We start from the raw sequence: 17,794 nt of genomic DNA, 5'->3' as shown, positions 1-17,794 counted from the left end.
AAAACAGGTTCAATGACTAAAAAGACTTGAACCCCATCAGTTGTTTTACTTCATTTAATGTTTTTCTGGTAACTTCTCTAGCTTTTTCTGCTCCTTCTTGAGTCACTTTACGTAAGTAAACATTATCACCACAAATATCATTAATACGCTGACGAATAGGAGTGGTTACTTTTATAATATCTTCTGCTAATTGTTTTTTTAAGTTATTATACCATTTAGTGGCTCCTGTTATCCAGAGATTGTCGTAATGACTGACGATGTCAGGTGTTGAAACCGATCGCAGAATGGTGAAAAGATTTTCTATATAATTTGGTTTAGGCATATTCTCTTTTGTTGGACCATTGTCAGTTAAAGCACTTTTTATCTTTTTTTCAATTATTTTTGGTTCATCAATTAAATAAATACAATTCTCTTCAGATTTTCCCATTTTTCCACTACCATTTAATCCAGGAATTTTGATTAATTCATTACTAAAAATATATGATGTAGGTTTTTTAAAAAAATTTACATTGTATCTATTATTGAAACGACTAGCATAGTTTCTGGTAAGTTCCAAATGTTGTTCTTGGTCTTTCCCTACTGGAACGTAATTTGCATTGAAAATCAAAATATCAGCTGCCATTAAAACAGGATAAGTAAATAATCCGGCATTAATGTTATAAGGATTTTTTTTCACTTTATCTTTAAACGATACGGTTTTCTTCAGTTCTGCAATAGGAGCAAGCATATTGAGCAGAAGGTATAATTGTCCAATTTCTGGAATATGGCTTTGTATATAAATAGTTACTTTTTCAGGATCTAATCCACAGGCAAGATATCCAGAAAGGATATTTCGTACGTTTGTGTGTAGCATTATTGGATCAGGGTGGGTAGTTAATGAATGTAAATCAGCAATAAAAAAATAACAGTCATTTTCTTCTTGCATTTTAAGAAAATTGACTATTGCACCATAATAATTTCCTAAATGCAAATTACCTGTTGGACGAATACCACTTACTACTATTGACATAATTCACTTAGAAAATTGTATTAAAAAAAGAGTTATAACAAAATTAAAGAGAGAAAGATATTTTGCATACTTTTTTAAGTCTATCTTGCAAGACAGACTTTGATTTGTATATAAATATTCAATGATTTTATTAATTTTATTTACACTTGTAATGTTATTGAACAGTGGTACTTTTAGCATGTTTTTTTGTTCCAAAAATCCCAGGCTGCAATAGCTTGCAAAAGTAACATTTCTAAGCCGTTTTTGACGATTGCATTTCGTTCTTTTCCTAATTTCATGAATAATGTTTCATCAGGATTGTAAAGCAGATCATATAATAAATGTTTATCATTTAGAAATTTATAAGGAATTTTTGGACATTCGTCTATATATGGATAGATCCCGATGGGAGTACAATTTACTATAATTGTATGGGAATTTGTAATTTTAGCAGTTAGCTCTTCGTAAGTTAATATGGTATTTGATTTTTTACTGCGAGATACGTATGTAGGTATGATGCCTAATCGTTTTAGGCAATAAAAAATTGCCTTAGCTGCTCCTCCTGTTCCTAAAACTAATGCCAATTTATGATGAGGTTGCAACAATGTGCGAATAGACTCTCTAAAACCGATAATATCGGAATTAAATCCAGTTAAATAAATTTTCTTTTTTTCTCTTTCTATTTTTATTACATTAACTGCCCCAATTTGCTTAGCATCTTCGTGCAATTGGTTCAAATATGGAATAACTTTTTCCTTATATGGAATAGTTACATTTAATCCTTTTAAATCTAAATTTCCTTTAATGATATTTTTAAACTCTTTAATAGTAGGAATTTCGAAGTTTATGTATTTAGCATCGATATTTTCGGATTTGAATTTGTCATTAAAAAAATTCATAGAAAAAGAATGCTGTAGAGGATAACCTATTAAACCGTACTGTTCCATCTTAATTTATTCAAATAAATTTTTATATTCTCTTCTATGCGAGTAGAAACATTACTAATATCTGCTTTTATAAATTTCTCTCCCATGATTGTTTCATATAATTCTATATATCTTTCTGATACGTTTTGGCAATACTCATGGGTCATTCCTGGAATGACCTTCCCTTCTTTTCCTTGAAATCCTTGTTCTATTAGCCATTGTCGAACAAATTCTTTGGAGAGTTGTTTTTGTTTTTCTCCTTTTTCAAACAGTTTTTGATAGTCTTTTGCGTAAAAATAGCGAGAAGAATCAGGCGTATGAATCTCGTCTATCAAATAGATTTTCCCATCTTTTTTACCAAATTCATATTTGGTATCTACTAAAATTAATCCCTTGGAAAGGGCGATTTCTGTTCCTCTCTTAAAGAGGACTTGTGTATAATATTCTATTCGTTCATAGTTTTCTTCACTAATTAGACCTCGCTTAATAATTTCTTCTTTAGAAATGTTTTCATCGTGGCCTTTATCTGATTTAGTTGTCGGAGTAATGATTGGATCTGGGAATTTTTCATTTTCCTTCATACCTTCTGGTAGAATAACCGAACATAAAGTTCTCGACCCAGCTTTGTATTCTCTCCATGCACTACCAGTCAAATAACCTCGAATTACCATTTCTATTTTAATAGGTTCACATAGAACCCCTATAGTAACCATTGGATCTGGCATCGCTAATTTCCAATTAGGAAGAATATCAGTTGTTTCATCCAAAAATTTTGATGCAATTTGATTTAAAACTTGTCCTTTATAAGGAATTCCTCTAGGGAGAATAACATCAAAAGCTGAGATACGGTCAGTAGCTATCATTACCAGTATATCATTTCCAATGGTATACACATCTCGTACTTTTCCATGATAAAGATGGGTTTGACCTTGAAAATAATAATTGGTTGTTATCATATTATTAAGTAATTAGTCTTTTTGTGATGTAATCTACAATCCATTGTCCTACTTCTGATGTTTTGTATGACTTTTTCATATTTGTTGCTATATCTTCAGTTATTATTCCTGCAATTATTGAAGCATTTACAGCTTCACGAATTATTTTTCCTTCTACATATAAGGAAAAAGCGTATTCAAACATTAAAGCAACAGAAAGAATTGTTGCCAAAGGATTAGCTATATCTTTTTTTGCTGCTTGTGGATAAGAGCCATGAACGGGTTCAAAAACAGACGTATGTACTCCTATAGATGCAGAGGGCAACATCCCCAATGACCCCGTAATAACAGAAGCTTCGTCGGTAAGGATATCTCCAAACATATTTTCTGTGACTATCACATCAAAACGTTTCGGTGCTTGGATAATTTGCATAGCAGCATTATCCACAAACATGTATTCAGTTTCCACTTCTGGATATTCCTTTTCTATTTGTCTTGAAACTTGTCTCCATAAACGAGAAGTTGCTAATACATTAGCTTTATCTATAACAGTTATTTTTTTTTTCCGTTGCATAGCATATTTATAAGCTAGACGAATAATGCGTTCTATTTCGTTAGTTGTGTAAATACAAGTGTCATAAGCTGTTGTCCCATCTTCACTTCTTCCCTGTGGATAACCGAAATAAATGCCTCCTGTTAGTTCTCGAATACATATAAAATCTGTATCCTCTATCAAATCTGAACGAAGTGGAGATTTATGTATCAAAGAAGGAAAAGTTGTTACTGGACGAATGTTCGCATACAATCCTAATTGTTTACGCATAGCTAAAAGTCCTTGTTCCGGACGCACTTTAGCAGTAGGATTATTGTCATATTTAGGATGTCCAATAGCACCAAAGAGAATTGCATCTGATTCCATACAAAGAGTATGGGTTTCCTTTGGATAAGGATTACCAACAGTTTCAATAGCTGAAGCACCTACCAATGCTTCTTTATAGTTTAGATCATGTCTAAATTTTTTACAAACTGTCTTAATTACTTCAAGAGCCTGTTTTGTAATTTCATATCCAATACCGTCACCTGGTAAAACAGCAATTTTTAGTTTCATATTTTTAAATTGTAAAAGAGCTTAAATATTACTTTATCAGCTGTTAAAATATATTTTTAGAATATAGTAGAAATATAAATTCTTGTTTATTCAGCAATAAATCATTTTTTTTAAAAAAAACTGAAGAGTCCCACTTCGTATACAAATATAAGTATTTTGTATGTATTCTAATTTGTATATATTCTAAATAGTTAATTGATATTATATTTTTTGTAAAAATACATTATAGACGTTTGATTGAAGATTGAAGAATTATTATTGCAAAGAAGTTTATTAAAAAAATCTGATAGAAAGTAATATTATCAAATATATTGACTGTTGGAATTCAACGAAAAAAAGTTGATGTTATTAATATAGTATTGTGTTGGTAGTGTTATTGCGATAATTTTAATCACTAAAAGATAAAACTATTGATTTGAGTGAAAATTTCTAAAAAAAATAGTTAAACTAATGGTTAAATAAAGAAATACTTTTAATAATCTTATACATACTAAAATAACTAAGAACTTAGAATAAATTTTGTATTGAATAATGAAAATATTAAACTGCTTGAAAAGACTATATTTTTAAAAAAAAGAACTAATAATTAGATAAAATCTAAAGAATTTTTGACTTTAACTGAATTAATGTATTAACAAAAAAATCATATTTATATTTTTTGTAAAATTTTTTAATTAAGATTTACGAAAAATGAGTTACTAAATAAAAGAAAAATTATTTTCTAAAAGGATCGGAAGGAAGAAATATTGTTTTTACCAATATTATTCAAAAAATTGTGGAAGATTTGAAAATATACATCCTGCTTGAAAGCTAGCTAATTGAAAATTCTTTGAAGGAAAATTCAGTAAAAACAATTGAAGACAGTTTTTTTCTTCATTCTTCATTAAAGTTATCGAACTTATTGTATAAGTTTAAAAAATGAAATATAATAAGGATGTAAGATAGGAGATGTAGTAGTATAATGAAGAATTTTTTATTAGAAATGAACAAACGATACAATAAAAAAAACAATTAAAATTATATTGATTTTTTGGAATATGACATTGAATTTTATAGAAATCAATAAGATTATAGTATTTACAAAAATTAATATATTGGATTTAATTAGTTTTATTCTTTTATTCAAATGTTTGATTTTTATTATCAGCCAGAATGATGAAAGAATCGTTGCTACATAATTAATGTATTACTACTGATTATATCATATCTTCGTTTGATAAAAATTCTAGATAAAAATCTATATACTTTGTTTGAATGAGTTATAACAAAAATGTGGAGATATCAATCATTTTTGATGTAGAGTAGGGGGTATTAGAAAATTGGAAACTAGTTTAATTGGTTTAAACATGTAAAAACGACATTCATTGGTAATGATAAATGCCATAAAATTTAGTCAAATGGAAATACTTAAGCTAGAGAATATTGCTTATTGAATGGTTAGTGTCTAAAAGAAAGAGCTAATTAAAGACATTTCTGAAATATTGTAATTTCTTTAGACTAATTATTAATAAGTATCAAATTTTAGAAATTAAAGTCTAGGATTAATTAGGAATAATTTGGTAGCTAGAGTAACTACATATTGCACATTCCTTAATAATTTATAGTATATCCCCATTTCTAGTTTTTATCAACTAATCTATGCCTTCTTCCCTTCTTTACTTTCCCTTCTTTTTTTTTAATAAATCCTGTTAATTCTCAACTAATAATTAGTTCTGTTCATTTTCATTTTTATTTTTGGTTTTATTTTAATATTCTGAATCATATTGAATTTTATTCAATATTAAATGTTTTTTTATTATTGTTTTTTATGGAGACATACACTAATAAATTGGAGTATAGATTATTATCTAAATATAGAATTACCGTTAATGGACTCTCCCAAATAAATCTAAATGAATATTTCTAGTTCATCATAAGCTATAAAAATATCTTGAGGTAGTTTTTTTTGGACATTTTCGTGTAGTCCGAAATCATGACATACATGTGTGAGATATGCCCGATTAGGTTTGATAATATCAATGTACTTTAATGCTTCTTTTATGTTAGCGTGCGTAGCATGCAATTCCCATCTTAACGAATTAATAACTAACACAGATAGTCCTTTTAATTTTCTGAATTCCGAATCTGGAATAGATTTTAAATCTGTCAAGTAGGCAAATTTATCAATACGATATCCTAAAATTAACTTCCTTCCATGAAGCAACTTAATAGGAATAATTTTTATTCCAGATATATCAAACGGTTCATCCTTTTTTATAAAATGTATTTTCAAATTAGGGATACCTGGATACCGTTCGTTATCCGAAAAAATATATGGAAAACGTTCTTTTAATTTGGTAGATGTATAATATTCCGCATAAATATTTACTATTCGCTTTTTTTTGGTAAAGCAACGCAAATCATCAAGTCCTCCTACATGGTCATAATGTTCGTGAGTAATTAAAACACCTTCCAAATTTTCAAATGGTTTTTTTTTGAAAGTTTTTAGCATTTGCATACGAAAATCTGGACCACAGTCAATTAGAATATATTTATTTTTTATTTCTACTAATACTGACGATCGAAATCTTTTGTTCTTCTTATCTGAAGATAAACATACCATACAATTACAACCAACTTCAGGATTTCCTGTGGATGTTCCTGTCCCTAAAAAACGTACTTTCATTGTAGTAGGTTTTTTCAACGAAATTAAATAAAAAAAGCATAAAGAATTTTCTTTATACTTTTTTATTTTACCCATCTTCTTTCTTTAATTTTATTCGCTTTTTTTTGCACATATCATACGATTTTTTCCTGAAATATCTTTGAACAATTCGATATTTTGGTATCCTTTTTTTTGAAGCATGGAAGCGACTATTTGTCCTGACAATGAATGAGTCTCAAAAAAAAGGAATCCATTAGGATTTAAATATTGTCTTCCTATATCTGCAATATGATCGTAAAAGGTTAGTGGTTGTTCATCTGCCACAAAAATAGCTTGATGTGGTTCATAATTTAGTATATTAGGTAATATTTTTCTTTTTTCTGAAAAAGTAATATAGGGAGGATTACTAACAATAACAGAAAAAGATATTGGTAAAAGCTGATTGAGAGGAGAAAAAATATCTTGTTGAAAATAAATTACTTTTAACTCATTCAATTGGGCATTTTTACGTGCAACTTCTAAAGCCTTTTCTGAAATATCTAAAGCATAAACTTTTGTATTAGGTAAGTATTTTGCTAACGCAATAGCGATACATCCAGAACCAGTACCAATATCAAGAATAGTACAATGAGAATTGTATAATAATAGTTTTTTAATTAATAAATCTACTAACTCTTCAGTTTCTGGTCTTGGAATTAGGACATTCTCATTTACTATTAATTGCATACCATAAAATTCTGTTTCTCCCAATATATATTGTATCGGACGGAAGCGCTTTAAGTTATCTATTATTATTTTAATGTGTATAATCTTACTTGTAGGTAATTGTTTATTTTCATTTTGTAAAAGAGTTTGTTTATCTTTCTGACAAACAAATTTGAGAATCAACCAACTTAACGATATAACCTCTTCAACAGGATATAAACCTTGCAATTGTTCTTTTATGTATTGTAAAGTTTGCTTCATATTAATTTTCTAAATATAGAATTGGTTTATTATATTAAAAAATATTTCTACCTTCATCTGTTCAGTGTTACAGTAAAATACCTTTACCAGATTGATATATACTTTGATAGAGAGAGAATGATATTTTTTAGAAAAAAGTTTTCTTTGGAGTAGGAAATTATAGTTAGCTTGTGTTTAGATATATATAAATTGTCATTTATTGTGATGATAGTTTTACACTGTATTAAAATAATCATTTTTTTGTGTAAAAAAATGGAAAACAGGTAGTTTAAATTTAGTAAATTATATGTTGTATTTTTCAGCTTGACTAAAGTGTAGCATTAAAATTTAAACTTCTTTGAACTCCTAAGAGGAGTAAATGTATGGTATTTATTGTTTGTTTGTTCTTACACAGGAACTTATATTAATAAGAAAATACGTAAAAGCTTATGGAAGAACTAATCGGTACAATTAGAATCCCGGAGCATATTGCTATTATCATGGATGGAAATAGACGATGGGCTCAAAAAAATGGGAAGAATTACTACCAAGGATATAAGAAAGGAATTCTTTCTGTTCGTGAAATTGTAGAGGCTTCCTGTAAAATTGGCATTAAGTATTTGACTGTTTATACTTTTTCTACTGAAAATTGGAACCGTCCTATTGAAGAAATCAGTACTCTGATAACTTTGATTATGACAACTGTTCAACACGAAATAAACAATTTGATGAAAAATAATATTTGTCTTCGAATAATTGGTAATGTTAAACGTTTACCGAAAATAGCTCGTGATAATTTGAACAGTTGTATTGAAAAAACTGCAAAAAATAATGGATTAATACTAATATTGGCAATTAGCTATTCATCTCGCTGGGAAATAACTGAAGCTGTCAGAAACATTGCTTATAAGGTAAAAATGAAACAATTAGCTCCAGAAGATATTAACGAAAAAATTTTTTCAACTTACTTGTTTACGAAAGATATACCTTTCCCCGATTTATTAATTCGTACTGGAGGGGAATATCGTCTTAGTAATTATTTACTGTGGCAGTTGGCTTATACAGAACTTTATTTTACTTCTATTTATTGGCCTGAATTTAGAGCAGAAGACTTTTACAAAGCCATCTACAATTTTCAAGGGAGGAGAAGACGTTTCGGTAAGAATGGGGACGCAAGTGAATAAATATAAATAAATAATTAGTTTACAATAGATGTACGGCGAGCTTCTGCTTTTTGAGCAATTTCTAACATTAAAGTGGAGCTCCGATTGTAAGTTGGATATTTGATCAATGCTTCTATAATTTCATCATCTGCTATTTGTTCTATAGACTTGAATATGAATGGCTTATATATTGTTTTTTTGCCTAAACTGCGAGCAATCCCTTTTCCGTAATATTCGTCTATTAATTGTATTTCTTTAATATTTTTCGCTTCCATTTCTTCAGAAAGTATATCTATCATTGGAATACTTTCTTTTCCAAAACCAGTAGCCAAAATAGTTACTTTTACTTGGTTATCTAATGTATCTTCTATAGAATATCCCCAAATTACTTCAATTCTTTTGTTAAACCTACTCATAAAATCAGTAACTTCGCTCATTTCATTCATTTGTAATTCTTGTTTAGAACTACAATAAAAATTGAACAGAATCTTTCTTGCATGAAATATATCAGTATTATTGAGTAAGGGAGAATTCAAGGCATTTTCACAAGCTTTACTTATGCGATTTTCGCCTGTCCCAAATCCGTTACTCATAACAGCTACTCCTCCATCCTTCAGTGTTGCTTTTACATCGGCAAAATCAAGATTGATGTGTCCTGGAACAGTTATAACCTCAGCAATACCTCGTGCTGCTGTAGTTAAAGTACTGTCAGCTTTTTTAAATGCATCTCGGACACTCATTTTCCCATGAATATCCAACAATTTTTCATTGTTAAGTACTAACAAAGCATCTACATTATTACGCAATTCTTCTACACCTTTTAATGCTTGAAGGATTTTAGGTACTCTTTCAAATAAAAAAGGGATCGTTACAATACCAACAGTGAGAATATCCATTTCTTTTGCAGTCTTGGCAATAATAGGAGCAGCTCCGGTACCTGTTCCTCCACCCATCCCAGCGGTAACAAATACCATTTGAGTTCCATCATTCAATAGTTTATGTATATCTGAAATACTTTCATCAGCAGCTTGCTTTGCAATGTATGGATTATTCCCTGCTCCTAATCCTTTAGTGATATTTTTTCCCAATTGAATCTTAACAGGAATTTCACTTTTTATTAATGCTTGATTGTCTGTGTTACATAAGGCAAAAGTTACATCTTGAATACCTTCTTTATACATATGAGTAACAGCATTACCTCCGCCTCCCCCAACGCCTATTACCTTAATTATTGCCGGCTGTTCTCTGGGAAAATCAAAACCCATTAAAATATCTTCCATAATTTTTTAAGTTATAGTGTATTTAATCATTAAAAATTGTTCTTGACAACTTACCAAACAAACTTTCTTTACGTTTATGTAATGGATTGATTTTTTGTTGTTCTTTCCTAGTATGTGCTTTTTGTAATAGTAATGTTTTTTGGGGAATTTCTTCAGCACAATTATCTTTACTTAAAGATAATAATCCTAAAATACAGGCGTGTGTATGATTTTTAATATCTGCTTGGATAACTTGCTTTCTTATTCGTTGAGAAAGCAAACTATCCAAATTCTTTAATAAAGAAGCTCCACCTGTAATAATTATACCTTCGTCTAATACAGGTAAATATCCAGACTGTCTAATTTGTTCAATGACATTAACAGCTATTTCATTGATTCTTGCTTCAATTATTATGTCTAGTAATTGTTCTTCTTTAGAATCTATCAAGGCATTTCCATCACTGACTTTTAATGCTTCTGCCTCCGATTCTACAATATTCAAGCAACAAAGATCTTTAGTTATAACATTACCTCCTAAAGGAATAGTAACTAAATATTTTAATTGTCTATTTTTATAAATGGACAGATAGGTCACTCCGGAGCCAAATTCTACTAAAGCACATCCTTTTTCTTTATTTTTACTAGTAAGCGCCACTTCAGCAGTAGCCAATGGAGAGATAAAATAGCCAGCAATTTTTATCCCTGCTTTTTCTTCTACACTTTTTTTTAGAAGATTTTTTAGCGAAGGACGACCTACTACCAATTGATATCTTGCCTCTATTTTTTTACAATACATATTTTTAGGATTTACTTCCAATTTTTCATCTATGTAATATTCCGAAAAAACAATTTCTAATACTTCTACTAATTCTGACATATACTTGAGGCATTTATTTTCAAGGTACAAAAGAATATCATTTGTAACCAATCCATTTATTATTTTTTTTACTGAATAATATTCTGTTCTCAATGATTGCCCACCAATACCTACATATATCTTCTTGATATCTAAGTTTAAACTATGACTTAAATTATTTACTACCATCTGAACTTTATTAGCAACATCATCAATTTTATAGACACAACCACGTCGGATACACGTTCCTGAAGAAACTTGCTCTGAACCAAGAACTGAGATGCCTTCATGGGTTTTTTGTGCTGCCATAGCAAGTAATTTAGAAGTTCCAATATCTAACGCCACAACACAGGGATATTTTTTTATGCTATTTAGTTTGCTATCGTACATACTATTTGATTTTTATATTTTAAATTGATAATAGAATAACGATTCCACCCAACTGTATTTAATACTTTTTTATAAAAAAGCATTAAAATACCTAATTTATTCTCAAAATTTTGTATTTCTCCCAATACAATACGATGGGTTCCAACACGAGGTATTAATTCTATTTCCGAATCGTCATTTACATATATTTGTTCTATTTGAGTATTCCAAAATATATTCTTTTGTAAAAAAAATGCTAGGGGATATAACTGTTCTATGGCGAATTTTTTATTAATAGTTCCACTTGCTAAAGGAACATAAGCAGCAGTACCTATTGGGATAGGTATTATTTCTCGATCTCTATCTATATAATAATCGGAATTATCTGAAATAATCCTTAAAACGAGTACTCGTTGATATAATTTTATTCGTATTGTGGAATCGACTGTTTTATATACCTCTGCCTTTTTTATCAACTTGTATTTTTCTAAAGTTTTTTCAATAATTCTAGTATTTATATTTCGAATGTTTTTCTTGATAGGATTTAATTTTAACCTATCAAGAAAAGAACACACTTGCATTTCATTCAAATATGAGGCAGTGTCATTTTTTACTATATCTATTACTACTTTAGTGCACTTTTTTTTATTTAGATTTGGATTTATAAAAATAATCGTAAAGATAAAATAAACTATCAAAAGAAAAGTAATTCCAATACATACAATTTTTTTTAACATTTATATGCGAAGATATATAAAAGAGAAATTGAAGTAAAAATATTTGATTGTAATTTATTATATATCTTTTGTTTTAAAATATAAGGCTCTATTATAGAGAGTTTTTTTATCTTTATTAAAATAACAATGCTGATTTTGGTTGGAATAAAAACATTATTTATGAAAATTCTCATTTATCAAGTTTTAACTCGTCTCTATGGAAATATGAATTCTCATCCTGTACAAAATGGAAATATTGAAGAAAATGGATGTGGTAAATTTAACTATTTTACCAGTTGTTGTTTGCAAGAAATACGGGAAAGAGGATTCAATTACATCTGGTATACCGGTATTATAGAACATGCAACACAAACGGATTATAGTAAATATAATATTAAAGGTAGCCATTCTGCTATAGTAAAAGGGAAAGCAGGTTCTCCATATGCTATTAGAGATTATTATGATGTCTCTCCTGATTTGGCAGAAGATGTGTATAGAAGAATGGAAGAATTTGAAGCGCTTGTACAACGTACTCATTTGGCAGATTTACGAATTATTATAGATTTTGTGCCAAACCATGTGGCAAGACAATACTTTTCTGATGTAAAAATTAAGGGATATCCTGATTTTGGTAAACATGATGCATTGGCATATGCTTTTTATCCTCATAACAATTTTTATTATCTTCCAGATAAACCGTTTGACCCTCAATTTTCTCTTTATGATGTTCAAGGTGACTTTTACGGTGAATTTCCTGCTAAGGCAACAGGTAATGATTGTTTTTCTTCCACTCCAAATTGTAATGATTGGTACGATACTATTAAATTAAATTATGGGGTAGATTATATGAACAATAGGATGAAGCATTTTGATACAATTCCTTCTACATGGCATAAAATGTTGAGTATTATGCTATTTTGGTCAGGTAAGGGTATTGATGGATTCCGTTGTGATATGGTAGAAATGGTACCAATTGATTTTTGGAATTGGGCAATTCCAAAAATAAAAAAAGATTTTCCACATATAATTTTCATTGCCGAAATATACAATCCAAATAATTACAATAATTATTTATTCCAGGGACATTTTGATTATCTTTACGATAAGGTTGGAATGTATGATATTTTACGTGGAATTATTACTAGAGAGGAATCAACAAAAAACATTACTAATGTTTGGAAAACATTAGGTGGAATACAGGGGAATATGTTAAACTTTTTAGAGAACCATGATGAACAGCGTATTGCTTCTGATTTTTTTGCTGGAAATGCTCGTAAGGGTATCCCGGCTTTGTTTGTAGCTGCAACTCTTAATACTAATCCTTTTATGGTATACTTTGGACAAGAATTGGGTGAAAAAGGGATGGACAGTGAGGGATTTAGTAAATTAGATGGACGAACTACAATTTTTGATTATTGGAGCTTGTCTGTATTTCGACAAAAACCATCAGAAGAACAAGAACGATTACGAAGATATTACACGAAAATATTGCAACTATGTAATAAAAATAAGGCTATTAGCAAAGGTAAATTTTTTGATTTAATGTATGTCAATAATCACCTTACTAGACAATATGCTTATTTGCGTTGCAATCAAGATGAATTACTACTGATAGTCGTTAATTTTGAAGGAGAAAAAATAGAAACCGATATTTTTATTCCTTCTCATGCTATGGATTACTTTGAAATAAGAGGGACTCTTTGTAAGAGTAGAGAATTATTGACTGGGGAGGTGCGCTCATTGGATTTACAAAGAGACAAAAATTATCATGTTTGTGTAAAGGGATACGATGCAGAGATTATATCCTTTGATTTTGATGTAGAATAAAAGTTTATCTATCAATGTTGTTTTTATTGAATTGATTCCAGTTTTTCGAAATAATTAACAAATGAACGGATAACAAATTTATTCCCACCTGGTGTAGGATAATTACCAGAGAAATACCAATCACCGCTATGATTCGGGCAAGCTCGGTGCAAATTCTCTAATGATTGGTAAACGATGACAACTTCAGCATTTACATTTTCCGGCTTGAGAATTTCGGCAATTTTATTGGTTATCTCCTTAGAGTTAAACGGACGGTAAATATCTTTTACATAATTGATTGTTTGTTTTTCAGACGTAAGAAGTTGTTTTTTACATTTTAGATAAGTTTCATCTATAATATGATGCATGTCTCGCTCTTTTAAGAGCATAATAGCTGCTCTAAAAGCAACAAACTCATCCATGTGACTCATATCTATACCATAACAATCTGGATAACGTACTTGTGGAGAGGAAGAAACTATTATAATTTTTTTTGGTTCTAATCTATCAAGTATTTTGATAATACTTTGTTTTAGTGTGGTACCACGAACAATACTATCATCTATAACAACCAAATTATCTTGCCTTGGACGGATGGAACCATAAGTAATATCATAAACATGGGCAGCTAAATTATTTCTATTAGCACATTCAGTAATAAAAGTTCGTAACTTGATGTCCTTAATTGTCACTTTTTCTTGTCGAATTTTTGCAGATAAAATTCTATTTAATTCTTCGTCGGTTATAATTGGGACATTTTTTATTTGTTGTTTTTTTTTCTCATTAAGATATGTATCAAAACTTTCCATCATACCATAAAAGGCAATTTCTGCTGTATTTGGAATAAATGAAAAAACTGTATTTATTAAATCGTCATCTATTGCTTTAAGAATAGGATTCAAAAGCAATTTTCCCAACATCTTTCGTTCTTGATAAATATCTTTATCTGACCCACGGGAAAAATAGATACGTTCGAAAGAACATGGTCGTACGTTCGAAACTTGTTGAAGTTGTTCAAAAAAAAATTGACCGTTTTGTTTTACAATAAAGGCCTGTCCTGGAAGAATTTCTTTCACTTCATCTGCCTTTAAATCCATAACTGTCTGAATTACAGGTCTTTCTGATGCAACTATTACTATTTCATTATCTTTATAATAGAAGGCGGAACGAATACCTTGAGGATCTCGAAAAGTAAACATATCAATATTGCCTGTTGCTCCACAAACAACATATCCACCATCCCATTTTTTTACTGAATTTCTCAATATATACCCCAAATTTATACTATCGGCAATCTTTTTATTGATTTCTTTTTCGAGTTTAAATTGTTCATATAGACTTTGTACTTTATAATCAAGATAACTCCCCATTATTTCTAATATCATAAAAGTGTCGGAATAAAGACGAGGATGTTGTCCTTTGGCAATTAAGTCTTGAAACACTTCGTCCACGTTGGTAAGATTGAAATTACCACATAGCATTAAGCTTCCTGAACGCCAATTGCTATGTCTTAAAAAAGGATGAATATATGAGATACCTGAACGTCCTGTAGTGCTATATCGTAAATGTCCCATATAAAGTTCTCCACAGAAAGGAATTTCTTCATAAGTGAGATTGGGAGAATTTTTGCTAATAATTTCATGGACATTGTGGAAAATTTCTTTTATTGCATTGCTACCAATGGCTCTTTCACGAAAGATATATTCTGTTCCAGGTTTAGCAGAAATATTTATACAACCGATTCCAGCACCCTCTTGTCCTCGATTATGTTGTTTTTCTAATAAAAGATAAAGTTTGTTTAAACCGTATTTCCAAGTACCGTACTTTTTGACATAATATTCTATTGGTTTTAATAAACGAACCAAAGCAATTCCGCATTCATGTTTGAGATGTCCCATAGCGATAACTATAATTTAAGGAATGGAAAAGAAACTACGAAAGTAACAAAATAATTTGTACGTTTGGGTTGATAGTGAATTGAAGACCCAAATTGGTAGACGAGTTAGTTCGAGGATTAGCTTGAGTTATTATATACAGGTTCGAACCTTCTCCTTGAGATAATAAATTTTCTTAGAAAATTATTCCCATTCAATAGTTGATGGTGGCTTAGAGCTAATATCATAAACTACTCTGTTTATTCCTTTTACTTTATTAATTATTTCGTTGGATATTTCTGCCAAGAAATTATAAGGTAAACGTGCCCAATCAGCAGTCATTGCGTCTATTGAAGTAACTGCTCGTAAAACAACAGTATTTTCATAGGTTCTCTCATCTCCCATTACTCCAACTGATTGTATTGGAAGCAAAATAACTCCTGCTTGCCAAATATCATTATATAGATTCCATTCAAGGAGTCTAGAAATAAAAATACTATCTGCCTCTTGAAGGATATGTACTTTTTTAGGTGTGATTTCTCCCAAAATACGAACTCCCAACCCAGGACCAGGAAAAGGATGCCTCATTATCAGTCGTTCTTTTATTCCTAATTCATGACCTATACGACGCACCTCATCTTTAAACAAAAGTCGGATTGGTTCAATTAATTTAAGATTCATTTTATCAGGGAGTCCGCCTACATTATGATGTGATTTAATAATTGTTCCGGTAATAGAAAGTGATTCTATAATATCAGGATAAATTGTACCTTGAGCCAACCATTGAATATCTTTCATTTTTTTTGCTTCTTGTTCGAAGATATCAATAAATCCTTTTCCTATAATTTTTCGTTTTTTTTCTGGTTCTTTTATCCCAGCAAGTTTTTTATAAAAAAAATATTTTGCATCAACTCCCACTACATTTATTCCTAAATGTTCATAATCTTTTAGAACATTTTCAAATTCATTTTTTCTTAAAAGTCCATTATCTATAAAAATGCAAACGAGATTTTTTCCAATAGCTTTGTTTAGTAGCATCGCACTTACTGATGAATCTACTCCTCCAGAAATAGCTAAAATCACTTTATCATTGCCCAATTTTTTTTGCAACTGATGTGTTGTAAAGCTAATAAAATTTGTGGGTGTCCAATTTTTTTTTGCATTACAAATAGTCAGAAAATTATCTAAAATTCTCAGACCTATTTCGGTATGAGAAACTTCTGGATGGAACTGAACTCCCCATGTTTTTTCTCCTTCAATACGGTAAGCAGCGCATTGAATATTTTCTGTACTTGCAATAACTGAAAAATATTTTGGGATATATGTTATTGTATCTCCGTGCGACATCCATACTTGAGAGCAATCTGGAATATTTTTCATTAAAAGATCCGTCTTTTCTATTTGTGTTAACGTGGCACGACCATATTCACGAACATCACTTTTTTTTACCTTTCCACCATAGGTATATGCCAAATATTGTGCTCCATAACAAATACCTAGTATCGGATACTTCCCTCTGATAGAAGATAAATCCATTCTAAGTGCTTTTACATCATTTACAGAAAAAGGGCTTCCTGATAAAATTACTCCTGTTACGAGACTATCTCCTGACGGAAATTTATTGTAAGGAAATATTTCACAATAGACATTTAATTCTCGCAATCGGCGACCTATTAATTGAGTAGTTTGTGATCCAAAATCAAGAACAATGATTTTTTTCATTTTAATTTTTCATCTTCTTGTACAATCTAATAAATCGAAATAAATACTTACTTTATTTTTTTTAGAACCAACTATTAGTAAATATATTTTTAACTCCTGTTCTGTAAATTATTAATTCAGGGTAAGAAGCCAGAGAAACTTGTTTTCTTTATCTACTAAAAGTATTTAATTTTTGAAAAAGGAAAGTAACTAAATATTTTCAAGTTCCTCCTTTTTATATAAAACTACTAAAGGTATAAAAGTAGTATAATTCTTACAAATATTTGTGTTTATTTACTTAGTAGTGTGAAATAAATTTATGTTTATAGTGAATTAAAAACGAAATAATAAGTGGATATTATGTTTGTGGTATTGTTCAACATTAAAAGTAATAAAATTGAAAAAATAGAAGTTTAGTAACTAAAATAATTGCATAAATTAGAAACTCAATTGAGTGAGAATGAAATTAGGCAAAGCGTAATGGATTACAAAAATCTAATGAAT

The 17,794-nt window shown here is 29.7% G+C and carries 13 protein-coding genes; 2 read left to right on the top strand and 11 right to left on the bottom strand.

Features of this window, described 5'->3' with window-relative positions; genetic code table 11:
• Positions 1-16: 16 nt before the first annotated feature.
• From trpS to prmC, 6 genes are all read right to left on the bottom strand, one after another.
• The gene (gene trpS / locus ACZ5QM_RS01285; RefSeq protein WP_464183106.1) at positions 17-1,009 is read right to left on the bottom strand and encodes a tryptophan--tRNA ligase; all 993 of its coding nucleotides are present in this window, start codon (positions 1,007-1,009) and stop codon (positions 17-19) included.
• Positions 1,010-1,182: 173 nt separating this feature from the next.
• Entirely contained in the window at positions 1,183-1,935 is a 753-nt protein-coding gene (locus ACZ5QM_RS01280; protein WP_464183104.1) for a shikimate dehydrogenase family protein, read from the bottom strand.
• Positions 1,917-2,870 carry a phosphoribosylaminoimidazolesuccinocarboxamide synthase gene (locus ACZ5QM_RS01275; RefSeq protein ID WP_464183102.1) on the bottom strand — a complete coding sequence of 318 codons (954 nt, stop codon included), beginning with the start codon at positions 2,868-2,870 and terminating at the stop codon, positions 1,917-1,919. Before ACZ5QM_RS01275 ends, ACZ5QM_RS01280 begins: the two co-directional genes overlap by 19 nt.
• A gap of 4 nt (positions 2,871-2,874) precedes the next feature.
• Complete coding sequence (gene leuB, locus ACZ5QM_RS01270; RefSeq protein WP_464183101.1) at positions 2,875-3,957, bottom strand: 3-isopropylmalate dehydrogenase; 1,083 nt, start codon at positions 3,955-3,957, stop codon at positions 2,875-2,877.
• Between the two features lie 1,888 nt (positions 3,958-5,845).
• On the bottom strand, positions 5,846-6,622 hold the full coding sequence (locus ACZ5QM_RS01265; protein WP_464183100.1) for an MBL fold metallo-hydrolase: 777 nt from the start codon (positions 6,620-6,622) through the stop codon (positions 5,846-5,848).
• 90 nt (positions 6,623-6,712) lie between these two features.
• On the bottom strand, positions 6,713-7,567 hold the full coding sequence (gene prmC / locus ACZ5QM_RS01260) for a peptide chain release factor N(5)-glutamine methyltransferase (protein WP_464183099.1): 855 nt from the start codon (positions 7,565-7,567) through the stop codon (positions 6,713-6,715).
• Positions 7,568-7,995: 428 nt separating this feature from the next.
• Here prmC and uppS point away from each other — a divergent pair, with 428 nt between their 5' ends.
• A complete protein-coding gene (uppS, locus tag ACZ5QM_RS01255; protein ID WP_464183096.1) occupies positions 7,996-8,730 on the top strand; it encodes a polyprenyl diphosphate synthase in 735 nt (244 codons plus the stop codon).
• Positions 8,731-8,744: 14 nt separating this feature from the next.
• On the opposite strand, the gene ftsZ is transcribed toward uppS, so the two are convergent.
• From ftsZ to ACZ5QM_RS01240, 3 genes are read right to left on the bottom strand one after another with little or no spacing between them, the layout of a single operon-like run.
• A complete protein-coding gene (gene ftsZ, locus ACZ5QM_RS01250; RefSeq protein WP_464183095.1) occupies positions 8,745-9,989 on the bottom strand; it encodes a cell division protein FtsZ in 1,245 nt (414 codons plus the stop codon).
• 22 nt (positions 9,990-10,011) lie between these two features.
• On the bottom strand, positions 10,012-11,214 hold the full coding sequence (locus tag ACZ5QM_RS01245; protein WP_464183094.1) for a cell division protein FtsA: 1,203 nt from the start codon (positions 11,212-11,214) through the stop codon (positions 10,012-10,014).
• Complete coding sequence (locus ACZ5QM_RS01240; protein ID WP_464183093.1) at positions 11,196-11,930, bottom strand: cell division protein FtsQ/DivIB; 735 nt, start codon at positions 11,928-11,930, stop codon at positions 11,196-11,198. Before ACZ5QM_RS01240 ends, ACZ5QM_RS01245 begins: the two co-directional genes overlap by 19 nt.
• Positions 11,931-12,089: 159 nt before the next feature.
• On the opposite strand from ACZ5QM_RS01240, the gene ACZ5QM_RS01235 reads away from it, so the two are divergent.
• Positions 12,090-13,736 (top strand): alpha-amylase family protein, encoded by a 1,647-nt coding sequence (locus tag ACZ5QM_RS01235; RefSeq protein ID WP_464183091.1) that lies wholly within the window; start codon positions 12,090-12,092, stop codon positions 13,734-13,736.
• Between the two features lie 23 nt (positions 13,737-13,759).
• Here the strand turns inward: ACZ5QM_RS01235 and ACZ5QM_RS01230 are convergent, their stop codons facing one another.
• Both ACZ5QM_RS01230 and guaA read right to left on the bottom strand, forming a co-directional pair.
• Positions 13,760-15,613, bottom strand: coding sequence for an amidophosphoribosyltransferase (locus tag ACZ5QM_RS01230; RefSeq protein WP_464183088.1), 1,854 nt, complete (start codon positions 15,611-15,613; stop codon positions 13,760-13,762).
• A gap of 180 nt (positions 15,614-15,793) precedes the next feature.
• Positions 15,794-17,311, bottom strand: a complete 1,518-nt coding sequence (guaA, locus tag ACZ5QM_RS01225) for a glutamine-hydrolyzing GMP synthase (protein ID WP_464183087.1) — start codon at positions 17,309-17,311, stop codon at positions 15,794-15,796.
• Between the last annotated feature and the right edge of the window lie 483 nt (positions 17,312-17,794).

Source organism: Azobacteroides sp. (SeqCode), from assembly GCF_055395615.1.
This window is presented reverse-complemented; position numbering and strand designations above follow the sequence as displayed.